At 46.8% G+C, this 22,426-nt stretch carries 27 protein-coding genes; 3 read left to right on the plus strand and 24 right to left on the minus strand.

Annotated elements, in window-relative coordinates; translation table 11 throughout:
- Nucleotide 1: 1 nt before the first annotated feature.
- Nucleotides 2–250 (minus strand): DUF3297 family protein, encoded by a 249-nt coding sequence (locus M1L23_RS09670; protein WP_252627165.1) that lies wholly within the window; start codon nucleotides 248–250, stop codon nucleotides 2–4.
- A gap of 169 nt (nucleotides 251–419) precedes the next feature.
- The gene (locus M1L23_RS09675) at nucleotides 420–701 is read right to left on the minus strand and encodes a DUF503 domain-containing protein (protein WP_252627166.1); all 282 of its coding nucleotides are present in this window, start codon (nucleotides 699–701) and stop codon (nucleotides 420–422) included.
- A 489-nt stretch (nucleotides 702–1,190) separates the two neighbouring features.
- On the opposite strand from M1L23_RS09675, the gene M1L23_RS09680 reads away from it, so the two are divergent.
- On the plus strand, nucleotides 1,191–1,661 hold the full coding sequence (locus M1L23_RS09680) for a DUF2846 domain-containing protein (protein ID WP_252627167.1): 471 nt from the start codon (nucleotides 1,191–1,193) through the stop codon (nucleotides 1,659–1,661).
- Nucleotides 1,662–1,754: 93 nt separating this feature from the next.
- On the opposite strand, the gene gpt is transcribed toward M1L23_RS09680, so the two are convergent.
- Nucleotides 1,755–2,240 carry a xanthine phosphoribosyltransferase gene (gene gpt, locus M1L23_RS09685; RefSeq protein WP_252627168.1) on the minus strand — a complete coding sequence of 162 codons (486 nt, stop codon included), beginning with the start codon at nucleotides 2,238–2,240 and terminating at the stop codon, nucleotides 1,755–1,757.
- Between the two features lie 116 nt (nucleotides 2,241–2,356).
- On the opposite strand from gpt, the gene M1L23_RS09690 reads away from it, so the two are divergent.
- Complete coding sequence (locus M1L23_RS09690) at nucleotides 2,357–2,677, plus strand: 2Fe-2S iron-sulfur cluster-binding protein (protein WP_252627169.1); 321 nt, start codon at nucleotides 2,357–2,359, stop codon at nucleotides 2,675–2,677.
- A gap of 9 nt (nucleotides 2,678–2,686) precedes the next feature.
- Here M1L23_RS09690 and M1L23_RS09695 read toward each other — a convergent pair whose 3' ends face one another.
- The 9 genes from M1L23_RS09695 to M1L23_RS09735 form a co-directional block, all read right to left on the minus strand.
- Nucleotides 2,687–3,820, minus strand: a complete 1,134-nt coding sequence (locus M1L23_RS09695) for an ATP-NAD kinase family protein (protein WP_252627170.1) — start codon at nucleotides 3,818–3,820, stop codon at nucleotides 2,687–2,689.
- Nucleotides 3,796–4,443, minus strand: coding sequence for an elongation factor P hydroxylase (locus M1L23_RS09700; protein ID WP_252627171.1), 648 nt, complete (start codon nucleotides 4,441–4,443; stop codon nucleotides 3,796–3,798). The genes M1L23_RS09695 and M1L23_RS09700 overlap by 25 nt, the downstream gene beginning before the upstream one ends.
- 12 nt (nucleotides 4,444–4,455) lie before the next feature.
- On the minus strand, nucleotides 4,456–7,233 hold the full coding sequence (locus M1L23_RS09705) for a S9 family peptidase (protein ID WP_252627172.1): 2,778 nt from the start codon (nucleotides 7,231–7,233) through the stop codon (nucleotides 4,456–4,458).
- 123 nt (nucleotides 7,234–7,356) lie between these two features.
- On the minus strand, nucleotides 7,357–8,529 hold the full coding sequence (locus M1L23_RS09710; RefSeq protein WP_252627173.1) for an MFS transporter: 1,173 nt from the start codon (nucleotides 8,527–8,529) through the stop codon (nucleotides 7,357–7,359).
- Nucleotides 8,526–9,611 (minus strand): chorismate synthase, encoded by a 1,086-nt coding sequence (aroC, locus tag M1L23_RS09715; RefSeq protein WP_252627174.1) that lies wholly within the window; start codon nucleotides 9,609–9,611, stop codon nucleotides 8,526–8,528. Before aroC ends, M1L23_RS09710 begins: the two co-directional genes overlap by 4 nt.
- A gap of 49 nt (nucleotides 9,612–9,660) precedes the next feature.
- The gene (prmB, locus tag M1L23_RS09720) at nucleotides 9,661–10,584 is read right to left on the minus strand and encodes a 50S ribosomal protein L3 N(5)-glutamine methyltransferase (RefSeq protein WP_252627175.1); all 924 of its coding nucleotides are present in this window, start codon (nucleotides 10,582–10,584) and stop codon (nucleotides 9,661–9,663) included.
- Between the two features lie 12 nt (nucleotides 10,585–10,596).
- Nucleotides 10,597–11,085: a phosphohistidine phosphatase SixA gene (gene sixA, locus M1L23_RS09725; RefSeq protein ID WP_252627176.1), complete on the minus strand. Its 489-nt coding sequence runs from the start codon at nucleotides 11,083–11,085 to the stop codon at nucleotides 10,597–10,599.
- A 12-nt stretch (nucleotides 11,086–11,097) separates the two neighbouring features.
- Nucleotides 11,098–11,466: an RnfH family protein gene (locus M1L23_RS09730; RefSeq protein ID WP_252627177.1), complete on the minus strand. Its 369-nt coding sequence runs from the start codon at nucleotides 11,464–11,466 to the stop codon at nucleotides 11,098–11,100.
- Nucleotides 11,456–11,896 carry a type II toxin-antitoxin system RatA family toxin gene (locus M1L23_RS09735; protein ID WP_252627178.1) on the minus strand — a complete coding sequence of 147 codons (441 nt, stop codon included), beginning with the start codon at nucleotides 11,894–11,896 and terminating at the stop codon, nucleotides 11,456–11,458. The genes M1L23_RS09730 and M1L23_RS09735 overlap by 11 nt, the downstream gene beginning before the upstream one ends.
- Before the next feature lie 126 nt (nucleotides 11,897–12,022).
- On the opposite strand from M1L23_RS09735, the gene smpB reads away from it, so the two are divergent.
- Nucleotides 12,023–12,496: an SsrA-binding protein SmpB gene (gene smpB / locus M1L23_RS09740; RefSeq protein ID WP_252627179.1), complete on the plus strand. Its 474-nt coding sequence runs from the start codon at nucleotides 12,023–12,025 to the stop codon at nucleotides 12,494–12,496.
- A 25-nt stretch (nucleotides 12,497–12,521) separates the two neighbouring features.
- Here smpB and M1L23_RS09745 read toward each other — a convergent pair whose 3' ends face one another.
- From M1L23_RS09745 to M1L23_RS09800, 12 genes are read right to left on the minus strand one after another with little or no spacing between them, the layout of a single operon-like run.
- Nucleotides 12,522–14,009 carry a hypothetical protein gene (locus M1L23_RS09745; protein WP_252627180.1) on the minus strand — a complete coding sequence of 496 codons (1,488 nt, stop codon included), beginning with the start codon at nucleotides 14,007–14,009 and terminating at the stop codon, nucleotides 12,522–12,524.
- The gene (locus tag M1L23_RS09750; protein ID WP_252627181.1) at nucleotides 14,006–14,443 is read right to left on the minus strand and encodes a tetratricopeptide repeat protein; all 438 of its coding nucleotides are present in this window, start codon (nucleotides 14,441–14,443) and stop codon (nucleotides 14,006–14,008) included. Before M1L23_RS09750 ends, M1L23_RS09745 begins: the two co-directional genes overlap by 4 nt.
- 11 nt (nucleotides 14,444–14,454) lie before the next feature.
- Nucleotides 14,455–14,790, minus strand: a complete 336-nt coding sequence (locus tag M1L23_RS09755) for a DUF192 domain-containing protein (protein WP_252627182.1) — start codon at nucleotides 14,788–14,790, stop codon at nucleotides 14,455–14,457.
- A 3-nt stretch (nucleotides 14,791–14,793) separates the two neighbouring features.
- A complete protein-coding gene (locus tag M1L23_RS09760) occupies nucleotides 14,794–15,594 on the minus strand; it encodes a type II secretion system F family protein (protein WP_252627183.1) in 801 nt (266 codons plus the stop codon).
- Nucleotides 15,591–16,442 (minus strand): type II secretion system F family protein, encoded by an 852-nt coding sequence (locus M1L23_RS09765; protein ID WP_252627184.1) that lies wholly within the window; start codon nucleotides 16,440–16,442, stop codon nucleotides 15,591–15,593. The genes M1L23_RS09760 and M1L23_RS09765 overlap by 4 nt, the downstream gene beginning before the upstream one ends.
- Complete coding sequence (locus tag M1L23_RS09770) at nucleotides 16,442–17,683, minus strand: TadA family conjugal transfer-associated ATPase (RefSeq protein ID WP_252627185.1); 1,242 nt, start codon at nucleotides 17,681–17,683, stop codon at nucleotides 16,442–16,444. Before M1L23_RS09770 ends, M1L23_RS09765 begins: the two co-directional genes overlap by 1 nt.
- A gap of 15 nt (nucleotides 17,684–17,698) precedes the next feature.
- Nucleotides 17,699–19,021 (minus strand): pilus assembly protein N-terminal domain-containing protein, encoded by a 1,323-nt coding sequence (locus tag M1L23_RS09775; RefSeq protein ID WP_252627186.1) that lies wholly within the window; start codon nucleotides 19,019–19,021, stop codon nucleotides 17,699–17,701.
- A complete protein-coding gene (locus M1L23_RS09780) occupies nucleotides 19,018–19,794 on the minus strand; it encodes a CpaB family protein (protein ID WP_252627187.1) in 777 nt (258 codons plus the stop codon). Before M1L23_RS09780 ends, M1L23_RS09775 begins: the two co-directional genes overlap by 4 nt.
- Nucleotides 19,791–20,318: a hypothetical protein gene (locus M1L23_RS09785; RefSeq protein ID WP_252627188.1), complete on the minus strand. Its 528-nt coding sequence runs from the start codon at nucleotides 20,316–20,318 to the stop codon at nucleotides 19,791–19,793. The genes M1L23_RS09780 and M1L23_RS09785 overlap by 4 nt, the downstream gene beginning before the upstream one ends.
- Nucleotides 20,311–20,940, minus strand: a complete 630-nt coding sequence (locus tag M1L23_RS09790) for a type II secretion system protein (RefSeq protein ID WP_252627189.1) — start codon at nucleotides 20,938–20,940, stop codon at nucleotides 20,311–20,313. The genes M1L23_RS09785 and M1L23_RS09790 overlap by 8 nt, the downstream gene beginning before the upstream one ends.
- Nucleotides 20,937–22,166, minus strand: coding sequence for a hypothetical protein (locus M1L23_RS09795; RefSeq protein ID WP_252627190.1), 1,230 nt, complete (start codon nucleotides 22,164–22,166; stop codon nucleotides 20,937–20,939). The genes M1L23_RS09790 and M1L23_RS09795 overlap by 4 nt, the downstream gene beginning before the upstream one ends.
- Entirely contained in the window at nucleotides 22,144–22,410 is a 267-nt protein-coding gene (locus M1L23_RS09800) for a Flp family type IVb pilin (RefSeq protein ID WP_252627191.1), read from the minus strand. Before M1L23_RS09800 ends, M1L23_RS09795 begins: the two co-directional genes overlap by 23 nt.
- Nucleotides 22,411–22,426: the final 16 nt, after the last annotated feature.

Here is a 22,426-nt window from a genome sequence, read left to right on the forward strand (position 1 = left end):
CTTAGCTATAAAAGGCTTCAACCGTACCTTTCAACTTTATAAGTAAAGGCTGGCCACGGCGGTCTAACGCTTTCGGTGCAGCAACTTTTACCCAGCCTTCACTTATGCAATATTCTTCAACGTCGGTACGCTCTTTGCCATTTAACCGAATACCAATATTGTGTTCAAACACTTCTTTCACATGATGCGGACTACGCGGGTTAATAGACAGGCGATCCGGTAAAGCAGGTAATAATTTAGTATCGTTCATGATGGTTCCAGCATAAGTAAAAAGTGCGACATTGTAGGCAATATAGGCCTAACGCTCAAGAGTTCAAACAGAGTCGGGCATAACCAATAGCACACCAAGGGCAGGCAATATCCGGCACTATATTTATTTGTAAATTGCTCATTGAGGTACCTGTGGTCTGAAAAGTAAATTAGATGAATTCGCGGATAACATTCATCACCCGGCCATCTACGGTACGCAGTATCTTATCTTCTATCTGGCTACACTGCGATTCAATCTCGCGCCGTGAGGGGGCCACCACCACAAAAGACCATTCACTGGCGTCGTGCTTGTCACGTTCGCCACTTTCACACACGGCCACCGAGGGGCTTCGCCCAAAACGTTCATGTATGCCTCCCATACGCTGACGTTTTTCTTTTAATGAGCCACAACCTGGTAATGAAAAGCTGATGGTTAAAATGCCAATATGCAATGAATTCTCCTAAGCCTCTTTGTTTCAAATACAATCTATCCAAAGGTAAACAATTAACAACCTGGTGGATATCAGAATTATTATCCGTTTCTATACCGTCAAACGTTGCCAGGTCTAAAATTATTACACAAGTGATTAGTGTTTTCTGGTGTTATTGAATACGTTTTGTGGGGCAAAGTTGAAGTTGAAAAAGCGCTGTTTTCTCAAAGCAAAATGGAGACCTAGCTAATTCGACCATAAGCAATGGCCTAGATACAACGAAATTTTCGAAAGGGAATCAAAAATTTTCACTGTACCTTAGATTTCCCGATGGACAGGAAACTATCTTAACTTCTGCATATACCTCTGAAATCGGAGTGAAAATTATTGTTGCTGATACTTCAGAAATAAAGCACATTACGTTGAAAGTTAATATTTATACTGTCTAAGCTTGAAGCTTGGACTTAACTTATTCCATTACTGTAACATTCATTGGTGAGGCCAACCTATATGCTCAAAAAGTTGTCTTTTATAAGTATTGTTTCCTTTGTTGTACTTGGATGTAGCGCTACGGGTGAAAATTTTTCGCAACTCACCAAACCTGAAAACAATATGGCTCAGGTGTACTTTTACCGACCTTGGGCAATGCTCGACGGAGCTGCATCTCCGACCGTACAAATTAATAACGAAGCCAGCTTCAAAATTAGCAATGGTGGCTATCAGCTTTTATCTTTAAATCCTGGAGTGACTACTTTCTCCGTTAAAGAAGGCGGTTTGATATCAAATTGGCGAGCAGGCCCTTTGCTAATAAATGCAGAATTAAAAGCAAATCAAACCTATTTCATTCGCTTAACAGCAACTTTAACCGATGCTGCTTTTTTAGGTGGTGTGTCGAGTGTTTCTGGTCAGTATTCATTAGGTTTAGTAAGCCAAGAGACGGCATTGCCTGAGTTACGCGAAACCAAGAACACGAACAAGTAAACCACTCATAACTTTTTAATTATAAAAAGGTGCATTTTAGCTATGTAAAATGCACCTTTAAATGTACTAGATTTAACACTTAGGGCTTAGCGTTTAGGTTTCAGCACCAGCTATTGGGTCGATATAATGCAAGTGCATGTCCCATGGGAAGTGAATCCAGGTGTCTTGTTCAATATCGGCAATATGCTCGTCTACAAATGGCAAGCCGGCAGGTTTGGCATATACGGTAACAAACTTTGCTTTAGGGAAGCGTTTACGTAAAAACTTTAACGTATTTCCTGAATCGACTAGGTCGTCAACCACAATAAAGCCTTCGCCGTCTTCCGTGCAGGTCACGTCTTTTAACATTTCTGGCTCTGCTTTCTGGCTTTGAAACTCATACGAGCTCACACAAACCGAGTCGACTAAGCGTAAATTGAGCTCACGCGCCATAATAACTCCAGGCACTAAGCCGCCGCGGCTAACAGCAATAATACCACGCCATTGTTCAGCTGGTAGCTGGCGGCGAGCAAGCTCGCGCGTGGCACGGTGTAGTTCTTCCCAAGATACAAAATACTCGCGGTGTTCATGTTGAGTCATGAGTTCTCCTTTCGTTCCTGCTGCTACGGCAGGTCAGCTGTGGTAGTATATTGCGCCTGATAATAGCACCTCATCGCTTTTGATACATTAGCGAAATAATAGTGAAAGGAAATTCAATGCCAAAAGCAGTATTTATTGAAGCCAACGGTGGCGAATATGAAGTAGATGTAGCCGTTGGGCAAACATTAATGGAAGCCGCAACCGACAATATGATTGACGGTATTGTAGGCGAATGTGGTGGTGTTTGCTCTTGTGCCACCTGCCATGTTTACGTAGACGCTGAGTGGTTGGCTAAATTGCCGCCCGCAGACGACTTGGAAGAAAGCATGATCGACGTGGCACGCGACCCAATGGATAATAGCCGCCTAAGTTGTCAGATCGAAATGACTGAGGAACTCGACGGCATTATTGTGCGTTTACCGGTTTCACAGTTTTAATTGCTCCGTTTAGTTAAACGAAGCAATGGTCATCATGGTTTTGTCGTGGTAGCCGGTGGTTACCGCGATAAAGCCGGCTAATTCTCGATCAAGCTCACTGTCGCCCGTATCTACAATAAGCGGTCGACCATTCAAAGCAGACAATTTTTCTTTAGTGGCCACTACTGTAATATTTTCGCGGGGTACACTGCGAATCACTGCCGGTGATAGCTGCTGATTTCCACGACCAAATAAGTGTCCTTGACCACCAATAAGGGTTACCACCAAGTGCACACTCGAATAGTTATGTATCGCCGCTTCGATATCTGCTGCAGTAACATCGCTGGCAACCAGTTCGCTGTTCGACACTAAATCAACGCCTAGCAACGTATTCTCTAAGCCTAGTTCTTCCATTACAACTGCCACGGTTGAACCCGAGCCCATAATATACAGCGCGTCGTCGTCCATGCCTTCAATCACATCAGCCGCTATATCTACCAGCACTAACTCATCGCTTTCTTGGCCACCAATTTTTACGGCCTGCATGTATTCCAACTCACCGGGCACATTTAACTCGCCAAAGCGCCGCGCTCGTACAACGCCTTCACGAAACGCTACTTCGTCGATATCCATCACGTCGGCACCACGTAATGTGGTAAGTTCGCCACTCACCATTTGATGTAGCACTCGGCCTGCTGCAGTTGGTGTGATGGCATACACCCCCGAGTGAATTTTAACCCCAGCCGGAATACCAACAACCGGTGTAGTGTTATCGCCCATTACTGAATACACGTCGCGGGCGGTACCATCGCCGCCAGCAAACACGAGCAAGTCGATACCTTGTTCAAGTAGTTTAGTAATGGCGGCGTGGGTGTCGTTTGCTTCTGTTTGTTGCTGCGCAGGCTGGTAACAAACCTGTGCGTTATAACCTAACTCGGCCAATACGTCGGCACCCATGTCGTTGGCCGCAGTAAACCACTCTATACGGTCGGCTACATCGTTTAATTCTGTTAGTGCAGCTATGGTACGCTTCGCTGACTTTTGCTCTGCTCCACGGGCTAACGCTTCCTGGCGTATTTCTGGACCGTCACTACCTTTTAGGGCAACTGAGCCACCGATACCCGCATAGGGATTAATAACTAAACCGAAACGAAATCGTTGCATTGTTGCTGCTCCTCTAAAAAACTGTCTGCCCGAATAGGATCTATACTCTGTAGTAACTTATGCCCTGCTTTGGCTAATAGCTGCAACGACAATGGCGGCTGCTGATAATGGGCCTGAAGCTGCTGACAAAATAAAGCTAAGCGCGGCGGTAAGCCCCCGCCATTAGGCTTAAATAATTGCTGCGCTTCATGCATAACCCTCAGGGTAAAAGCAAAGCGATCGGGCTCGTAGCTGCCACTTAAATTGTCGAGGCTAACTTCAAATTGCTGACCCGCACTTAAACTTAATAACCATTCGTAACTTTGTGGCTTAGCCTCGACAGCTTCAAAAGCAAGTTGCTGCTGTTGGTCACGGCCGTCGGGGTAATACCAATAACCGTAATCGAGCAGTTGCCGCCGTACTTTACCGGCCACACACCAATGCGCAATTTCGTGTAAGGCAGAGCGAAAATAGTCGCGAGTAAAAAATATTCGATGGTGCGGGTGCTTATTGGTTGCCGGTAAATACACAGGCTCGGCGGCACCGCCACATAACATGGTGTTTTCTGAACGAAGAAAAGCGGCGTTAAATAACGCCGCTAATTCATTTACTCTGTTTTGGTCTAACAATGGTTGTTTACCCAATAAGCCAATACGTTATTTATACACTTGGAACTCTAAGCCTTCTTCCCACCACTTCGGCGCTTCAGCACCTTTCAAATAATGATCGAAAAACTCGAGCATTTTAATGGTGTAGTCAACTTTGTTCGCATAACGCTGTAAGTGATGCGGTTCGCCTTCGTATTGTAACATAACCACGGGCTTGTCTAAGCGGCGCAGCGCTAAGTAGTACTCAATGCCTTGCTCCCACGGCACTGCACCGTCTTTGTCGCCGAATTGAATCAACATTGGGGTATTAATTTTGTCCGCAAAAAATACTGGCGAGTTTTTAACGTACAAGTCGAGATCCTCATACAAGCTCGGACCAATACGGCTTTGGCCACGCTCATACTGGAACTGGCGGGCTAAGCCACTGGCCCAACGAATACCACTATAGGCACTGGTCATATTCGACACCGGTGCGCCAGAAACCGCCGCCGCAAACATATCGGTTTCAGTAACCACGAAGGCGGTTTGATACCCTGACCAGCTGTGACCATGTAGGCCAATGGCTTTAGGATCTGCAATGCCTTTATCGATCAGCATTTGCATGGCTGGCACGAGTGATTCAGTAGCACTAGGCCCTGGTGCGCCAATACGGAAGTTCACGTCGGGTAAAAACACTAAGTAGTCTTGCCCTAAATAAAGCGGGAAGTTAGGGCGATGGTTTACTTTCATTTGGTTGTACTGGTACACCCGCTGCGAAAACTTCTCGTAGTAATACACCATTACAGGGTAAGTACGGCTTGCGTCGTAGTTGTCTGGCTTAATCAACACACCTTGCAAGGGCTCGCCAATTGCACTGGTCCATTCAACCAGCTCGGCATTACCCCAAATAAACTCGCTTTGCTGTGGGTTTACATCGGTAATTTGCAAACTATTAGCGAAGTTTACGTCGGCCACCTGCATGTTCGGAAACTGACGAAAGTCTTGCTCGGTAAAATAGTAGCGGTTTTCAGCTGGGAATTGTTTCACTAACCGGTACGACTTTTCACCTTCACGAAGTACTGTTAACTCGCTCGTGGTTGGATTTAAGCGATGAAAACCAGCTGTTTTTAAGGTGTCGTGAAAGCTATTTACTAACAATGACTCCCCCGCACGATAATGGCCTTCGTCTTTCGCTTCAATACGATAAGCCGTGGTGTTCTTTCTGCCTAAGCCGGCGGTAATGTTACGGGCAGTGTCGAGCGGGCTAACCAGCCAAATGTCGAAACGGTCGTAAGCATAAAACGCTGTACTGTCGGCTAACCAACCACCAAAACCATAGGCAGAAGGCTCGCTAGGCCGGTCTTCTAGTTCGTCAGTCCACGTGGTGTTTACTTTGCTTGCTACCTGGCGTGAACTGCCTGTTTGGCTGTCGAATACATATAGCTGCTCATTTTCTAAATAAGCAACATAACGACCATTTGGCGATAAACTGCCACGTGCCCAAGAAGAAGGTAAGCGGCTAGCAACTTTCTGCTTCTCGCCAGTAACTAAATTAACGTGATACAGATCTTGATAAGATCCGTTCCAAGTAAACTCGCGTAAATAAGGTGTCGCGTCGACTAACAATGCACTTGGTGTGTCTTTATTAATACGCAGATTATATTCAGTGTTATCACTTAGCCTCACCATGCGCTGGTCTGTAAACCAGTAAACCACTTCGGCTGTGGCACGTTCACGTTGCTTTTGTACTACTCGTTGCTGCGTAATAATGCGGTCGTCTTCGCCATGCCAAACTTGCAAGCGACGGTCGTCAAGAATACGCTCGAGGTTATACAGATCGGCTTCGGTTTCTGGTTTCGCTAATTCAGCAGGTTTTTCAGGCTGGCTTGGACGCGTACCAAACACTAAGGCTTGATCATCTAGAATCCAACGCAGCGAGGTGTGTTTTGAAATGTCCCAGTGGTTTTCTGCAAGGTTTAACTGCTGAATGCTTTCACCATAGCGCCAAACCCATAGTTCACGTACGGCAGCGTCTTTGTCGCTGTCTGCTGCGCCAACGGCCATAGCTAAGGCCAAACCTACTTCGTTAAACTGAAATGTTGCTGATGCACTTCCCACATTATCGCGTAGTACTAATTGCGAATTGTTTTGAGTATTGCGAATAATCACTTTGCCCGGCGTGTCGTCGTTGGCTTGGGTAAGTAAAGCAACTCGTGGGCCTTGTTCTGCTACGGCATAACTAGCAATGTTGGTCACTTCACGCTGAGTACCGTCGGCTAAACGATAAAACATCACGCGCTGGCCGGCTTTTTTGTTGTCGTCTTTCTCTTCACTGCCATTGTCTTTAGCAAACATCACAACAAGGGTTGCGCTGTCGCCGGTAAAGGCTGTGCTGCTTACGTTTTCAAATACGGTTTGTTCACCAGTAAGGGTATTTACCAGCACCGCATTATTCTTCAGGGCTTTACGCTCTTTCGCATTGGTAGCTTGTTCGCGGGCGAGCAAGCTAGGCTCTTGTTCAAAAACAACATGGTTACCGCTTTTACTCAGCTGCGGCTTCACTCCCCTCACAACGCTAAATTCTTCTGCTACTGCAGTGCCTGCTTCATTTAAGCGCACCACATAGCCGGTAGCGTCACCCCTATCGGGCACCGCACCGTAAGCATACACCAAGCCTGTTTCGTTCCATGTTTGGCGTTCTATTTCGCGGAACTTCATAATGTCGGTAACGGCTAAGGGGCGCAGCGCGTTTGTTGGTGTATCCGCTGTGGCGGTCGCCATAAAACTTGCACTGGTAAAAACTAACAGTACAAGGGCTTGGAAAGCATGATGAATTGGGTGTCGCATGAAGCCGCCTCAAATCAATTAATAATGAATGGTAAGCAAAAGGTCTATCTCGATTATCTAGGATTCAACCACCAACTGCTAGCCTATAGCTACCCGCCAATCGCATGCAGGGAGCGGGTAATCTCATTGGGGCTGTTTGTCGCGAGCAATACCTAATGCACACACCATACCGATCAACGCTGCTATAGCGGCTAATGAATAAGTAAATGACGCGCCAGCACCGTCTTGCCAAGTAATACCCGACACCCAAGCACCAATGGCGGCACCGCCACCCCAAGCCACACTAATATAAATGGCTTGGCCACGGCTTTGTTGCGATTTGGGAAAATGGCGGTGTAAAAACCGCATGGCGGCACTATGTTGGAGCGCAAAACTAAAAGCATGCAGTAACTGGGAAAAAACCAGTAACCATAGTGTGGCGCCAAAGTCTGCCACTAACCACCAACGCAAAGCCGTAAAGGCCATACAAAATGCCAAAACACGCGACAAGCGAAACCGCACTAATAGCTTACTGGCAACCAAAAACATAACCACTTCGGCCACAACACCAACGGCAATAACGGCGCCAATGGCAAAAGGTGAATAGCCAAGCTGCGTTAAATACAATGCAAAGAAGGCATAGAATGGCGCAAAGCTAAGTTGCAGTAATATACTTGCCGCCATAAACGACAAAAACTGCCGCTTCAGTATATTTTGCAGCAAAGAAGCACTGGCCCCTTCCACCACCTGCTGTGCGATTTGGCGAACTTCCTTAAGCCGCACCACCGACACCATGAGCGGGATCATTAAAAACGCAGCCAGTAACGGGAAGCTGGTTTTGCCACCCCAATCAATGAGCCAGGCTGCAACTAGAGCAACCACAATAAAGCCCATGCTACCTGCGGCTCGAATACCGCTGTATTTATGCTGTTCGTTGCCCAAAGTATTCAGCGTAACCACTTCTAGCTGAGGCAATATGGCCGACCAAAAAAAGCTAATTAAGGCCATAACCAAAGCAACGCCAGCAAAACTGGTGACTTGGTTTAGGGCAAAGAATAACGCAAAGGTGGTGAATACACCGACGCGAATCGCCGGCAGGCGCTTGCCTTTATAGTCGCAATAGGTGGCCCAAAGTGGTGGGCCAACAATACGGCACAGGGTTGAAATAGCGATGAGCTCACCTATTTCACGTGACTTAAACCCTAACGCATCTAGGAACACTGCCAAGTAAGGCATGATCAGTGCTAATACGGCAAAGTAACCGAAGTAGGACCAACGTAGCTTGTTACCGTCTTGCTTGCTCATTACTTCGCTCATGGGATTTTATATCCTGCGGGTGTAATGCCACCATTTTGAGCCCGTTGGCGTAGCCAATGGTCCATAACCACTAATGCCAACATGGCTTCGGCAATAGGTACAGCCCGAATTCCAACACATGGGTCGTGGCGCCCTTTGGTACTAATGCTCTGTGCTTCACCTTGGGTATTAATAGTATGACCAGGTGCGGTAATACTCGACGTGGGCTTTAGGGCAAGATCGGCTACTAATGGTTGCCCTGAGCTAATACCCCCGAGCACGCCACCAGCATGATTACTGCTGAAGCCTGTTGGAGTCATAGCGTCGCGGTGGGTACTGCCGCGCTGGGCCGCAACATCGAAACCGTCACCAATGCTTACCGCTTTTACGGCGTTAATACTCATTAATGCTTTGGCTATATCTGCGTCGAGGCGATCAAACACTGGCTCGCCCAAACCTGCTGGCATACCCTTAGCCACCACGCGAATGCGGGCGCCAACTGAATCACCGGCTTTTAGTAATTCACGGATAGATGCGTCAAGCTCATCGAGCTTATTTGGATCAGTAAAGAAGAAGCTATTTTCTTTGGCGGCAGCAAAGTTGTATTGCTCGGCAACAATATGCCCCATTTGCGTCATACCAGCGTGAATAGTAATACCTTGCTGAGCTAAAAACTTACGAGCAATTGCGCCAGCAGCTACGCGCATGGCTGTTTCACGGGCCGAGGCACGTCCTCCACCACGATAATCACGCACCCCATATTTTTGATCATAGGTATAGTCCGCATGGCCCGGGCGGTATAAGTCTTTAATGTCGGAGTAGTCGCGGCTGCGTTGATCTGTATTGCGAATAAGCAGCGCAATGGGGGTACCGGTGGTTTTGCCTTCAAACACACCCGAGAGTATTTCTACTTCATCGGCTTCACGGCGGGCTGTGGTATAGCGGCTTTGGCCTGGCTTTCTGCGGTCGAGCTCACGCTGTAAATCGGCTTCAGTGAGCTCCAAGCCTGGTGGGCAACCGTCGACAATAGCGGTTAATGCCGGCCCATGACTTTCACCGCTTGTTGTTACTGTGAAAAGAACACCAAAGCTATTACCGGCCATATATTACTCCCACAGGTTCGGTTATTGCTGAAATTATATGTTACAGAAACTATTGCGTGCTAAATAGCGCCTGTGCAGCTACTAAGTCAGTACGACTAATAGCAAATACACCTTCGCCACCATGTTCAAATGACAACCATACAAAGGGCACGTCAGGCCATAATTCAGTCATATGTACCCAGCTGTTACCCACTTCACAAATAAGCACACCATCAGCGGTTAAATAGTCGGGGCTTTGAAGCAGTATTTCGCGAACTAAGTCTAGCCCGTCGTTACCTGCCGCCAAGCCCAGTTCTGGTTCGTGCAAATACTCTTCTGGCAAGTCGGCCATGTCGTCTGAATCCACATAGGGCGGATTAGTTACAATTAAATCATATTTTGTTTCGGGTAGGCGGTTAAAACCGTCGGACTGAAATAACGCCACCCGCTCTTCTAAATCATGATCAACTACGTTTATTTCTGCTACTTGTAGGGCATCGTCGGAAATATCGCTGGCATGAACAATAGTATTTGGGAAGGCATAGGCGCAGGCAATGGCAATACAAGCGGAGCCGGTACACAAGTCTAAAATTTGTTCAGGCTCTGTGCTTAACCAAGGTGCAAAGTTGTTTTCAATAAGTTCGGCAATAGGCGAGCGCGGAATAAGCACCCGCTCGTCGACATAAAAAGGTAAACCAGCAAACCAGGCTTTGTTCACCAAATAGGCTGCCGGAATACGTTTTTCTAAACGCTGCTCTAACCATTGCACCAATTGTTTGCGCTCGTGCTTGGCTAAACGACAGTTTAAGTAATTGGCTAGTTTAGTATGGTGTATTTGGGTTAATTCCGATAAAAACAAATTTGCTTCATCCCAGCCGTCAACCGCTCCATGGCCAAACCATATTTCCGCTTGATGTAGCTGAGTGGCAATGTAGCGTTGCCAATCGCCGATGGTTTTTAAACCATCGCCCAGCTTATTTTTTTCATCACTCATAGCAAGTTACTCTCAGTCATCGGTGTCACGGTAAAATTGCTTAAACTTGCCACTCATAGCAAGCGGCTCTAAATCGAGCACCGCTATACCCGACGTTGGAAAAAGTGGCGGTTGAATACCGGCGTCTAAATAATTGACCAAGTAACACACAAAAGGCATGTGCGACACTACCAGAATAGACTCTGCCGGTTCAATTTGTAGCCGAGCGAGTAATGCGCCAGCAAATAGCTGCGGATCACTTTCAGGCATTACTTCATTACTTTGCTCTATCACTTCTATAGGCAGCTGGTGCGCCACGTGCTTAAACGTTTGCTGTGCCCGCACGTAAGGGCTAACAATGGCTAAGTCTATTTTAGGCTGCTGAATACTCAGCCACTGAGCAGCTTTTTCAGCTTCTGCATGACCCGCCGAAGTAAGCACACGAGCAGCGTCGGCGCCTGGCAAACCATAACCAGCACGAGGAGGCTCAGCTTCTCCGTGTCGCATTACATACAACTTCATGACCATATACCCCTACTCATTTTCTGAGTTTGAAGCCGTGCCAGTTTGGCGCATTCTATCTGGGCGGCCACCGGTGGTTTGATCAGCTCGCCCTTCTTCTTTTGCTCGCTCCGCTCGACGCCGCCGGTTTTCTTTCGGATCAGCGATCAATGGGCGATAAATTTCAATGCGGTCATGGTTTTTAACTATATCGGTTAGCTTACAGCTACGATTCCAAATTCCCACTCGGTTTTTTTCTACTTTCATGTCGGGAAAATATCGTTGCATACCAGAAAGCTCAATGGCTCGTTCCACTGTTGTTCCTGCTGGTACACTAATATTGAGTATTTTTTGTCGCTCCGGCGTGCCGTAAACTACTTCAATACTTATATTATTTGCCATGACCATAAACCTGCCGCGCCCGTTGGGCAAATGCGTCCACCATACGTGAAGTAACCTCGTTAAACACTTTACCGAAGGCAAAGTGTAACAGTTTGCTAGAAAACTCAAAGTCGAGCCGCAAGGTTACTTTGCAAGCATCTGCAGCTAAGGCTTGAAATTCCCAGCTCCCGGACAATCGCTTAAAAGGCCCATCTACCAGCTCAAGCCTAACCTCAGTAGGCTTAGTTAATATATTTCGCGTCGTGAAGGCATGGCGGATACCCGCCTTGCTAATAGACAGCTCGGCAACGATTTCTTGTTCTGTTTCACTGATAATACGTGACGCTTCACAACTAGGGACAAACTCTGGATAACGCGCCACATCATTTACTAGCAAGAACATTTGATAATCGCTATAAGGTACGAGCGCGCTTCGCTCAATTCGAGACATTACTTAAGTCCTAAATTTACGACAAAATAAACGAAGCAAGCATTCTACATCGAGCCACGACGACTTTATAGCATTGTAATTATTCTTTCCCCTTTTCTGTTGCGCTGCAAAAGGTATAATAGGCCTATGAAATCAAAAAAATCAGCTAATAACACCATTGCCTTGAATAAAAAGGCCCGCCATGAATACTTCCTTGAAGATAAATTTGAAGCGGGTATTGAACTGCAAGGCTGGGAAGTAAAAAGTATTCGCCAAGGCAAAGTAAATATTGCCGACAGCTACGTGATCCTGAAAGATGGGGAAGCTTTTCTATTTGGCTCTCACATCCAACCGCTGCAAAGTGCCTCATCGCACGTTGTGTGCGATCCTGAACGTACGCGTAAACTTTTATTGAAAAAACGTGAATTAAGTACGTTAATGAATAAAGTTGATCGCGAAGGCTACGCCATTGTTGCCACCGCTATGTACTGGAAAAAATGCTGGGTTAAACTAGAAATTTACCTCGCAAAAGGTAAAAAGGCTCATGACAAGCGTGACACTATTAAAGATCGTGACTGGGCCCGCGAGAAAGAGCGTATGCTGAAACACAAAGTAGGTTAACGGCAGTACCGTTAACCCTTGCTTATCAATTCAGGCAACTGCAGCGCCCTTCTATTGTTTGCCACTGGCCATTAGTACCACAAGAAGCAAATAATTCGCAGCGCATAAATGTTGTTTGGCCTGATGCACGACATTGCTGGTAAACCATACCACTCCAAAAATAGAGTTCGCCACCTGGGTGTTCCGGTAAATAAAAGGTGTAGCTCATGGTAGGCGCTGAATCCCCAACAGTTACGGTATGGTTTTCTGGTGCGCACGAAAGAGCGCTTACTTGCCAGCGAATAGGCGTTATAAGCCGCGTGTACACTGCTGCATTTTTCTCGCTGTAAATGTCTACTTGCAAATCAAATGCTAGCTCATCCATATTTGCTAAGGTACTCGACAGCTGGCAACGTAACTGCCCCTGCTGCCTTGCTGGTATACTTGGTGCTGAGCAGCTTACTGCTACACCCGTAGGCGCTGAAAGCCGGACTCCACAGCCATGAATACACAAGCCAACATTAATAGTAATTTCAGCTTCAAAGTGTATTGCTTGCTGCTCTAACTGACAATTTTTACAGCTTTGAATTACCGCGTTTGGTTTAACTGGCGCAAGGCACCATAATGTTTCTTCAATGCAGTAATAAATAGACTGCTCAAGCCCTGCCAATTGACTATAAATCGTATTTAAACGCACCCGCGCATCGCCTTGTAACTGAACCGGCTGATAAGCCTTAACCTGCTCCGCGGCAATATTAAAAGCGGAGCTTATTTTCGCTGTAGCTGTAGCCACTGTTGAATTTTCTAACGTTGCAGAGCCAACTGCAGCGGAACCCACCTTGCTCGTCAGTATTTCTGCAGCAACAGCTGCGGTTTGCTCATTAGTAACCTTTACTGCTTGCAAGCTAGTTACATTAAGCGCCTGCCCTTGCCGAATATGTTGTGTTTCTAACACTGTTGCCGTTAAATGTTCGCTGTTTAATTGGCTGCTCTGTAATTGATGGAAATGCACCTGGTCACCTTCTAAAGTACCTATATTCACCCCCTTGGTACTATTACTAACCAAGTTTGTGGCCATGGGTAAGTGCGGTCGGTAGTGTCGGTCTAACCATAAATCATTTTCTCCACTGACCGTATCTTCAGGTAGCTGCAGCTTTACCGCTGAGCCTTCAGCGATACTATGAACCATGCGCTCACTTAATTGGCTTGCCTGCCGTGGCGATCCTGTTTCCACCACTAGGCTCACTGGGTTTATTTCAATTTGTGCAGCAATACCCTGTTGCACAAGCGCTGTTAGCCATTGCTGTACATTTAAGCTTGTTTGCCATGCCAGCCAGCTTTGTTCTTCAGGCTTGTCTCGTGCCAGCCAAAATAATTGCACTCGCGCTTGATGTAGTTGGTATTGATACCTGCCTTCAAACTCTAACTGTTGCCGATGCAAGCTATTTAAGTGCAGTAACCAAATTACCGAAAAGCTTGCCATAAACAGCGTGACGAAGGTAACAAGCACAAAGCCGCTGTTATTTTTATTCAAAGCGTCAGTGGCTCCATAGGTTTACCTGTTTGTAGTTCCAACAACCACAACAGTAACGGTAAGGGGGCGTCATTATCCATTTGCCCGTCGGCTTCAATTAACGCTTCAGTTGCTAGCCGCAAATGACTGATAGCTAGGTGATACCAACTCGGCCCATGAGCTGGATCAAGTCGTGTCGCTGTTTCATACGCCTGCTGCGCAGCAGCGTAATCATGTGTGCGCATAAGCACTTGGCCCAGCATTAACCAAGACGCTGAGTCACTCCCTTGTTGCTTTAAACGATTCCTTAACAAGGCTTCCGTTGCAGTTAAGTCGCCTCGTTTATATGCTTGTTGAATGCGCGATTCGGTTAACTGCAATGCATAGTCCGACTCGCCAACAGCACTACAACCCAGCATAAAGCAGGTAGTTACAACGACAATTAGTTCCCTCATTTAACATATCCTTATATTAAAAGATTGAGTTGCTGCCGCAAACAAGTTAAGGCGCCCGCGGGCAATTCAATTGCACTATGCGCCTGCCTACAGCTTAAAATACGATTGGGCCGCACTTTAAAGTCTAAACGAACAATTTCATTTTTTTTGTTCAGCCAAATAACGTCAAATGACTGTTTTACCGTGAACGTTTGAATAGACGAGCAAGGTTTCAGCCAAACACCATCGCACTTTCCGCGGGCTCGCCAGCCTAGTAATCGCGCCCTAAAACTAGTAGCAGTATGCAGATTAAACTGGCTGTTGCAGCCCAACTTAAGCACCACGTTATTCGTTTTATAGGAGTCCATGCTTTAGCCTCCTATAGTTATTTTCGCAATGATAATGCCGACAAAGGGCAAAATAGTGGCGGGGAAAATGCAGATGGCTAAGGGGCCAAGCAAACGCACAGGCGCTTCTTGTGCATACTGTTCAATTTCTGCAGCAGTTATTTCACGGCGAGTTTTGGCTTGCTGCTCTAATAGCGGTGCTAAGCTATTCCCTTGCTGGCTTGACTGCAGCAACAAATTCGCAAATAACCGTATTTCAGGGCGAGGTAAGCGACTACAAAACAGATCTAGGGCATTGGCTAAGCTTGTTCCCATGCGAATGTCTTGTAACACAATTTGTAATTCATCTTGCAGAGCATTGCTACGATTCCGGCTCATGCCACGCTGTAATGCCGAAACTAACGGGATACCCGTAGCCAGAAGCATAGCTAAAGCGTCCATCATTACGGGTAATGCCAACACCGCTTGCCGTTGCCTAGCAGCAGCACTACGCCCGGCATTAATAAGAGGTAGCCAAGACCAAAAAACTACAAACAAGCCTAGCACTTGTACTATTCCAATTGGGCTAAACAATACGCCTGTTATTCCTATGGTGGTCATTACACTAGCTTTGCCAAACCATAACTTAACCCCCTGCTTTGTGTACCCAGCCAAAGTCATGGTTTTTTTGAACCTGCGTTGTAGTGTTCTTGGTAATTTGCCAAATAAGAACACGCACCATTTGGGCCACCAAAATGCATGGCCATAGCTACTACTAAACCAAGCTGTGAGCGACGCCGATAGGCCCCACACACTCATGCCCATAGCTACAACAAACACATTCATAACGGCACCTCAATGTTTACCGTACGTTTTATTAGCCAATGCCCCACCACAATCAGTAACACCATAGTTGCCAGCAAGATCCAGCCTAATGGCGTGCTCATCAAGTGTTCCATTGCTATTGGCTCTAGAAACCACAATGCCGTAGCAAGAAAAAAGGGTAGCCCCGACATAACTTTGCCTTGCATTTTGCCTTGTGCTGAAAGGCTATGTACACGCCGTGCTAGCTGCGCTCGCGACCGTAAACTAGCTGAAATTTGCTCTAACAATCGGGCTTGCTGACCACCGGACTCTTGCCCCAACAATAAGCCTGTAACCATGCGCTCTAGCTCGTCGGAAGGAAGCCTTTGGTATAGCGCCAGCAATGCATCGGCTAAGCTTGAGCCTAAACGCAAACTACGCGACACTAAGCTGAACTCTTGGGATAAAGGCGCCGCTGCATTGCTGCGAACAAAGTGTATAGCACCCGCCACCGTGCCGCCGGTTCGAAGCGTGTTGGCTATTAGCATGCAAGCGTCGGGTAGTTGTGCCACAAACCGTTTTCTTCTGTTTTTAACCAGGCGCTTATAGATATAAGGCGGCAATATGGCTGTGCCCGTTAAAAGCACAATAGCCATAATCCAACTTACCTTGAATACCAACAGTACTGTAGTCAGAAAAAGCACTAACAGAGCCCAAAAAACTAATAGTTGCCTTGCCGGCAAAAACATAAACAGTTCTGCTAGCCCACGTTGCAAGCGCACCTCGTATTCAGTTTCAACTCGTTTCACTAAATACTTAAAGGTAATTACCGCTACCGCTAGCACCGCCGTACTTAAGGCCCAAACAAGAACAATGATAATGGCTGCCATTAATTTAACCCTTCGCTTATTAAGCACTTCATTAAGCGTGCTTTGTCTGCTTCCGCAGCCTGACTAACAAACAACGGTATTTCACCACAGGCATTATGCTTGTGTTGCATGTCGTTCCATTTAAATATTTCTGAGAGCCTCACCACCTCCCCTTCCATACCTTGTACTTCGGTAATAGAAGTAATTCGCCGCTTGCCTTGCGCATCTCGGGATATTTGCACCACTAACTGCACCGCACTTGCAACCTGTTGTCGAACCGCTAAAAGAGGTAAGTCGATGCCCGCCATAAGCACCATGGTTTCTAGCCGGCGTAAGGCATCGCGTGGGGTGTTGGCATGCAAGGTCGTCATCGAACCATCATGGCCTGTATTCATTGCTTGAAGCATATCGAGACTTTCGCCACCACGACACTCGCCAACGATAATGCGATCTGGCCGCATACGTAACGCATTCATAACTAACTGGCGAATACTTATACTGCCTTCGCCCTCTTGGTTCGCTGGTCGTGATTCTAGGCGTACCAAATTTTCTTTGTGCAAAGACAATTCAGCCGCATCTTCTATGGTGACAATACGCTCCCTAGCAGGAATAGAGTCTGCTAGAACATTTAATAAGGTAGTTTTGCCACTACCGGTACCACCACTAATCATAATGTTCTGTTTCACACGTACTGCATGAGCAAGTACGGTTGCCATGGCTTCATTACAACTGCCGTTGGCAACTAAGTCTGCTAGTAATAGCCGCGTTTGTGAGAACTTACGAATAGTAATAGAGCTACCGTCGATGGCTAATGGTGGAATAACGGCATTAACCCGCGAGCCACAAGCTAAGCGTGCATCTACCATTGGTGAACTTTCATCAATCCGGCGGCCAAGCGGGGTTACAATACGCTCGATTGCTCGCCGTACACTCACCTCATCATTAAATGTAACGTCGGAACGCTGTAATTGGCCATTCTGCTCAATGAATACCGTGTCATACCGATTCACCATTATTTCAGACACCTTGTCATTGCGAAGCAAAGATTCTAAAGGACCAAGCCCAAGCAAGTCGTCGAGTGCACGATCAATAAGCCCTTCTTTATCTTGTTCTAGACTATAACCAGGCACCTGCTCTGCCACGCTTCGAATTATATCGGCTAAATAGGTACGCACTTCGTCATCTGAAAAGTGATCTATTTTTGCACGGTGCAAATCAAGCACCGTAAGTGCCTGCTGCTTTAATTGTTGAAAGACATCCATGTCTCGCTCCTTCAATTAAATCGCTTGTGCCGTTAATCCGCGGCAACCAGCTAGGTTCAAATGAGCTCGGTACGCACGGGTACGTTGGGTGCGACGATGTTGGCGTTGCTCTTCTTCAGCTACTAGCCGCGGGGTAATAAAAACTAACAACTCGGTGTCTTGTCGTGAATCTTCGTGCCCTGATGTAAGCCCAGTAAACATACTCCAAACATTTCTATGTCCTGGCAGACCACTGCGCTGGGTTTGGCTTTCGGTACTTTTCAAGCCAGAAAGAACCACTGTTTCTCGAGCCGGAAGTACAACCACTGAACGGCTTCGGCGTGTTAGTAGGCCTGGTACACCTTGCACTGCAACCGCATGGTCAATACGGCTAAGCTCTGCTTCTATTTCGGTCCGAAGAAAACCATTATTTTGAATATCAACCGCGGTCACTATTTTAATGCCGTAGGGATGAAAGGTAACATCCATGGCACCGTCTTTATTTAATTGCGGAATAGGTAATTCACCCCCGGCTAAAAAATTAGCCTGTTCGCCAGACTCTAGTCGCAGGCGTGGGGTAGCCAAAATACGTGCTTCACCGCGCTCTTCAAGCAACCTAAGCGTAGACGACAAGCTGGTTTGTAAGCCAACATAGCCATTTAGACCAGACCAAGATTGCTGCCCAAGCTCGGCTATATTAGGCTGCCAAGCTTCTGACTGATCATTAAACAGGCGAAAGCTACGCCCTCCTAACCAATCGGAAAGCAAACCCACCGCCGGCCCTTGTGCCGCTGGGCTCCACATTAGCCCCTTTTGCTTTAAGTAACTGCGCCTTAATTCGACCACCTGAACTTCCATTTCAACCATGCGGGGCTGTTGTTCTGCTATTTCTAATTGCGAAATATTAAGTTCACTAAAAGTGTTTGCTAGCGCGGTTAAGCGTTCTCCTTCAGCAGCTGTCGCTTGGCCACTTAACCAAATAGTAGAGGGGTTTTGACGACGATAAATAGTGTTACTTTCCACCAACAACTCTAGAAATTGATTTAGCATATAACGTTGCTCTGAATACACAGCAACTGCTATTTCATAATGCTCACCATTTTCTAGCCACCAATGTACTTTGCTTTGCCCAGGTGTTAGGGCAAAAAGTAAAATGTCGCCCTGCCGTAGTTGCACATTCACTACTTCAGGGTTGGAAATAGCAATTCTGACCACCTCTTCATTACTCGCCATAGTGTTATGGCTTGTTAAAATATGTGAATTGCCCTGAGTGAGCTTTATTATTTGCTGGTCACCTGCATGAACAGCAGTAGCCAGCAAAGCACCACCGCACCAAAGCAATAATATTAAATATTTCATGGCCACTCCTCATTGGTTTGCACTTGACTACCCGGCTGAATAATTTCAACCGTTAACGGCAAACTTAAAAACTCTGGTCCCACTTCTTTGTGCGCCGTTTGCAACACTGGCACAAGCTGTTGCTGCTGATGTAAAATCAGTAAGTGAGCATAAGCTTGCACTGGTACTTCAAACACCGCATGAGTAAACGACCGCTGCGAGCCCAAAGCCCGTTCGTTAGCCGGTAACTGCGGCGCTAAACTAATAAGCCTTACCGAGCTTAATAACCGCCGCCAACGACCTAAATCGGCAGCGTAGAAATCAAACACATCACCGTTTTGTATACTATGGGCATGGGTCCAGCTGGCTTCTAATGGCAAAGTAAATGCTGTATGCCCTTTTGCAATTTGCTCACTCAAGGTTTGGCTACTTTGCTCCACTAAATGTAATTCTTGGATCGCCTTACCACGGTTAATGTGACTAATAACAACTCGACCAACCACTTCTTCAACACGCTCGCCAAAAAATACATCTGTGGGTAAAGCAGCGGCAGCTAGTTGGCGTATAGCTAAATGCTCTAATTCAATAGTCACACCGGGCAGAAGGTCTTCGCGCGGCACTATTACTTGATGCTCTTCCACTGGCAGGGCAGGTAACCGTGGTCGCTCTTCCACTTTTTGTTCTATATATAGGCCCATGAGCCACCACGTAGCAAAGGCGGCAATAAGCCCAAGTACAGCGGGCAGCCAAAACCAAAGAGGAATTCGACCAGGCGTTTTACTCGGTGTACTCATTGTTGTTCCTCGCGATCTAAGCGAACAATAAGAACATTACCGTCATCGTTACGCCATGCCGTAACAACGTAGTCGCGCCCATTGCGCTTCCACCCATAAACAAATGCGCCTTGAAATTGTTGTTCAAGATAAATATTAGCGCCCGCCACATGGGCTTCTTGTCGTACTTGATAATAAATTCGATAGAGTGCTTGACGACTTGATTCTACTGTTAGTTCTCCAGCTCCCCACTGTAACTGATAGGGTTTGTTGGGGTCTCCCACACGGCGACTTTCACTCCAAATACTTGGTTGAACTGAATAGTCCCAACTATAAATAGCTTCAGCCGTAAGGCACTGCCAGGTGTCGTATTGAACTTCTGGCAGTACCAAGCAACTGGCGTTTTTTAATTGCGCCTTTATACGATCATTTGGCTCTTCGCTGAACCAGCTTTGCACACTCAGCCCCATAACTTCGACGGGCTCAATAAGGAGTTCGCGACTAAGCACAGCTGGCCAAATACTAATTAAAAACAAACTAGTCATGGCAAGGCTCTCGCGTACAAATAGCTCTTGCGGGCACCACATCTGAAGCAATATAACCCAGCTTTAATTGATTCGAATGAAGCTCTTTAGCAAATGGAAGAATAGCTAAAAAATTTTGCAGCCGATGCACCCCTATTTCTTCAAAAAGATGCGAAGTAGTAAGTTTTCTTGGCCGCGCTTCAAGATCAGCCACTTGTCGTGGTGACCAATCATCGCTCAGCCTCACAAACTTAAACCATGCATTTTCCTCATTAGGCTGGGTAAGACTCATGGAATATAAGTTGCGGATTGGCATAGCAAGGCCATAACCCTCACTGACACGATCCCATAGGGGCGCCACTGCAGCGGAAAAGGCATAGTTGTCGCTAACAGCTATGTCTACATTGGGCGCTTCTCGCTGCTCATAGCCATAGTGCTCTTGCAACTGTTCGAAGCTTAACTGTGGAAGCTCGTGGCTATCACGCCAAGATGCTTGCCGAAGTATAATTTGTGCCTGCTCTTGTGTTTCTGCCCGCTCGAGCAACTGCTCATGTAATAAAGGCAACGCCCACACCAGAAACAACCCTAGCACGGTGACAACCAACGACAGCTCGACTAAAGCCTGCCCCCTTTGGTACTTCATACTTGTTCCTCCAGCAATGTAAGCTCAAGAACATTAATAGGTGCTTTTTGGCGCCGCCAAAGAGCATTAAATAAATTAGCCCGTTCGGTTGCTTGGTCTGCTCGTGGCCACCAACGATCTGGCCGAGAATAAACAAGACGGGTACGCCCTGCGCCCCACAGCCGCGGCTTACCCGTTTCTTCATTCGCTGGTTTACGCACCACAATGGTAATAGTGGGAGCACTGGCATCGGGCTGCAAAACAAACTGGCGCGGGACAGAATGACCACCGACCATACGCAACGCATAACGAGAAGCTAAGCCACTGGTAACTGGAAGAACTTTATAACTACCACCATAAGCCAGCCCACGCTGCCGAGCGGGCAAAGGCTTGTCTAAATAATTACCTCCCCAACCGAAGGGTAATTCTACGTCTTTAAATCTTTGCCTAGATTGTAATGCTGTTACATCAATGGCTTGCCAATATACTTTGCCACGCTGTAACCCCACTTCACTGGCACCAAGCTTATTAGCTTTTATAAATGATGTAGTAAACCACCGGTAAGTTCTCTGCTCAGTAAAGCCATCGCGGCTAGCCCCCACCATTTCAACATATTCAATTTCATCAGCTCGTTCACTGCGACGCGTTTGCAAGCGCAACCAAACACTATCAATTGATTGTAACGTGGCATGATTTAACAGGGCGAGTTCGTATTCCGGATGACTTTGCTGAACGATATCTTCCATGGTAGTTAAGGTTGCGAGCCAACTAGCCGTATGAAAAACAGTCTGGGCTGTTTCTAAGCCTTTAATAACCGTTTGTTGCACGGTTATCATTGTGCGCAAGCCTCTTTGGAAGGCACGGTCGGCATATTTCACCGCTTGTGCAGTGACGCGCAGTGCTTGGCCTAAATAGGGCAGCCAGCTCGTTACTAAGGCCACGTTCATCGCTGTTTGACTGGTCATTGAAAACCATGAGCTTAAGCCCATTAGTTGCCCTATGACCACTTCATTGGCAAACATAGCGCGGTTAGTAACGGCTTTGAAATTTAGGTCGCGGGTAGCAATAATACCTGCCGCGTCGGCTACATGGTCGGCCACATGCTGCACATGTAATTGCTCTTGAGATTGCAAAGCAATTCGCACCACTGCTAAGCCTGCAAACATAAGCCCGGCAAGGACAAACGCAGCCAGCATAAGCACCTGGCCGCGTTGTAATATACCCTTAGCGTCTGTTTGAATCGTCATAGTTATTTAAACCGTAATCGCGGTTAGCTGTCGTTGATGCACTTTGCGCAGCCGTTCGGGCATCATTTATGTCTTGTTGTGCAGACTGACCAGCAATTTCTTTAGCCACGCCCGCTACTTGATTACGAACCGTTTTGCCAAGTAATGAATACACACCAATAGCCGACACCACAACCAGTGCCAAGATTACAATGTATTCGGTCATGCCTTGACCTTGTTGCTTTTTAGAACGAGGAATTAACATAGCGCCTCCATGCGGT

Source organism: Aliidiomarina quisquiliarum (assembly GCF_023922585.1).
GTDB lineage: Bacteria > Pseudomonadota > Gammaproteobacteria > Enterobacterales > Alteromonadaceae > Aliidiomarina > Aliidiomarina quisquiliarum.

Coding starts and splice junctions, on each gene's coding strand:
- M1L23_RS09670 (WP_252627165.1), bottom strand. CDS start 250: ATGAACGATACTAAATTATTACCTGCTTTACCGGATCGCCTGTCTATT.
- M1L23_RS09680 (WP_252627167.1), top strand. CDS start 1,191: ATGCTCAAAAAGTTGTCTTTTATAAGTATTGTTTCCTTTGTTGTACTT.
- gpt (WP_252627168.1), bottom strand. CDS start 2,240: ATGACTCAACATGAACACCGCGAGTATTTTGTATCTTGGGAAGAACTA.
- M1L23_RS09690 (WP_252627169.1), top strand. CDS start 2,357: ATGCCAAAAGCAGTATTTATTGAAGCCAACGGTGGCGAATATGAAGTA.
- M1L23_RS09695 (WP_252627170.1), bottom strand. CDS start 3,820: ATGCAACGATTTCGTTTCGGTTTAGTTATTAATCCCTATGCGGGTATC.
- M1L23_RS09705 (WP_252627172.1), bottom strand. CDS start 7,233: ATGCGACACCCAATTCATCATGCTTTCCAAGCCCTTGTACTGTTAGTT.
- M1L23_RS09710 (WP_252627173.1), bottom strand. CDS start 8,529: ATGAGCGAAGTAATGAGCAAGCAAGACGGTAACAAGCTACGTTGGTCC.
- aroC (WP_252627174.1), bottom strand. CDS start 9,611: ATGGCCGGTAATAGCTTTGGTGTTCTTTTCACAGTAACAACAAGCGGT.
- prmB (WP_252627175.1), bottom strand. CDS start 10,584: ATGAGTGATGAAAAAAATAAGCTGGGCGATGGTTTAAAAACCATCGGC.
- sixA (WP_252627176.1), bottom strand. CDS start 11,085: ATGAAGTTGTATGTAATGCGACACGGAGAAGCTGAGCCTCCTCGTGCT.
- M1L23_RS09730 (WP_252627177.1), bottom strand. CDS start 11,466: ATGGCAAATAATATAAGTATTGAAGTAGTTTACGGCACGCCGGAGCGA.
- M1L23_RS09735 (WP_252627178.1), bottom strand. CDS start 11,896: ATGTCTCGAATTGAGCGAAGCGCGCTCGTACCTTATAGCGATTATCAA.
- smpB (WP_252627179.1), top strand. CDS start 12,023: ATGAAATCAAAAAAATCAGCTAATAACACCATTGCCTTGAATAAAAAG.
- M1L23_RS09750 (WP_252627181.1), bottom strand. CDS start 14,443: ATGAGGGAACTAATTGTCGTTGTAACTACCTGCTTTATGCTGGGTTGT.
- M1L23_RS09755 (WP_252627182.1), bottom strand. CDS start 14,790: ATGGACTCCTATAAAACGAATAACGTGGTGCTTAAGTTGGGCTGCAAC.
- M1L23_RS09760 (WP_252627183.1), bottom strand. CDS start 15,594: ATGAATGTGTTTGTTGTAGCTATGGGCATGAGTGTGTGGGGCCTATCG.
- M1L23_RS09765 (WP_252627184.1), bottom strand. CDS start 16,442: ATGGCAGCCATTATCATTGTTCTTGTTTGGGCCTTAAGTACGGCGGTG.
- M1L23_RS09770 (WP_252627185.1), bottom strand. CDS start 17,683: ATGGATGTCTTTCAACAATTAAAGCAGCAGGCACTTACGGTGCTTGAT.
- M1L23_RS09775 (WP_252627186.1), bottom strand. CDS start 19,021: ATGAAATATTTAATATTATTGCTTTGGTGCGGTGGTGCTTTGCTGGCT.
- M1L23_RS09780 (WP_252627187.1), bottom strand. CDS start 19,794: ATGAGTACACCGAGTAAAACGCCTGGTCGAATTCCTCTTTGGTTTTGG.
- M1L23_RS09785 (WP_252627188.1), bottom strand. CDS start 20,318: ATGACTAGTTTGTTTTTAATTAGTATTTGGCCAGCTGTGCTTAGTCGC.
- M1L23_RS09790 (WP_252627189.1), bottom strand. CDS start 20,940: ATGAAGTACCAAAGGGGGCAGGCTTTAGTCGAGCTGTCGTTGGTTGTC.
- M1L23_RS09795 (WP_252627190.1), bottom strand. CDS start 22,166: ATGACGATTCAAACAGACGCTAAGGGTATATTACAACGCGGCCAGGTG.
- M1L23_RS09800 (WP_252627191.1), bottom strand. CDS start 22,410: ATGTTAATTCCTCGTTCTAAAAAGCAACAAGGTCAAGGCATGACCGAA.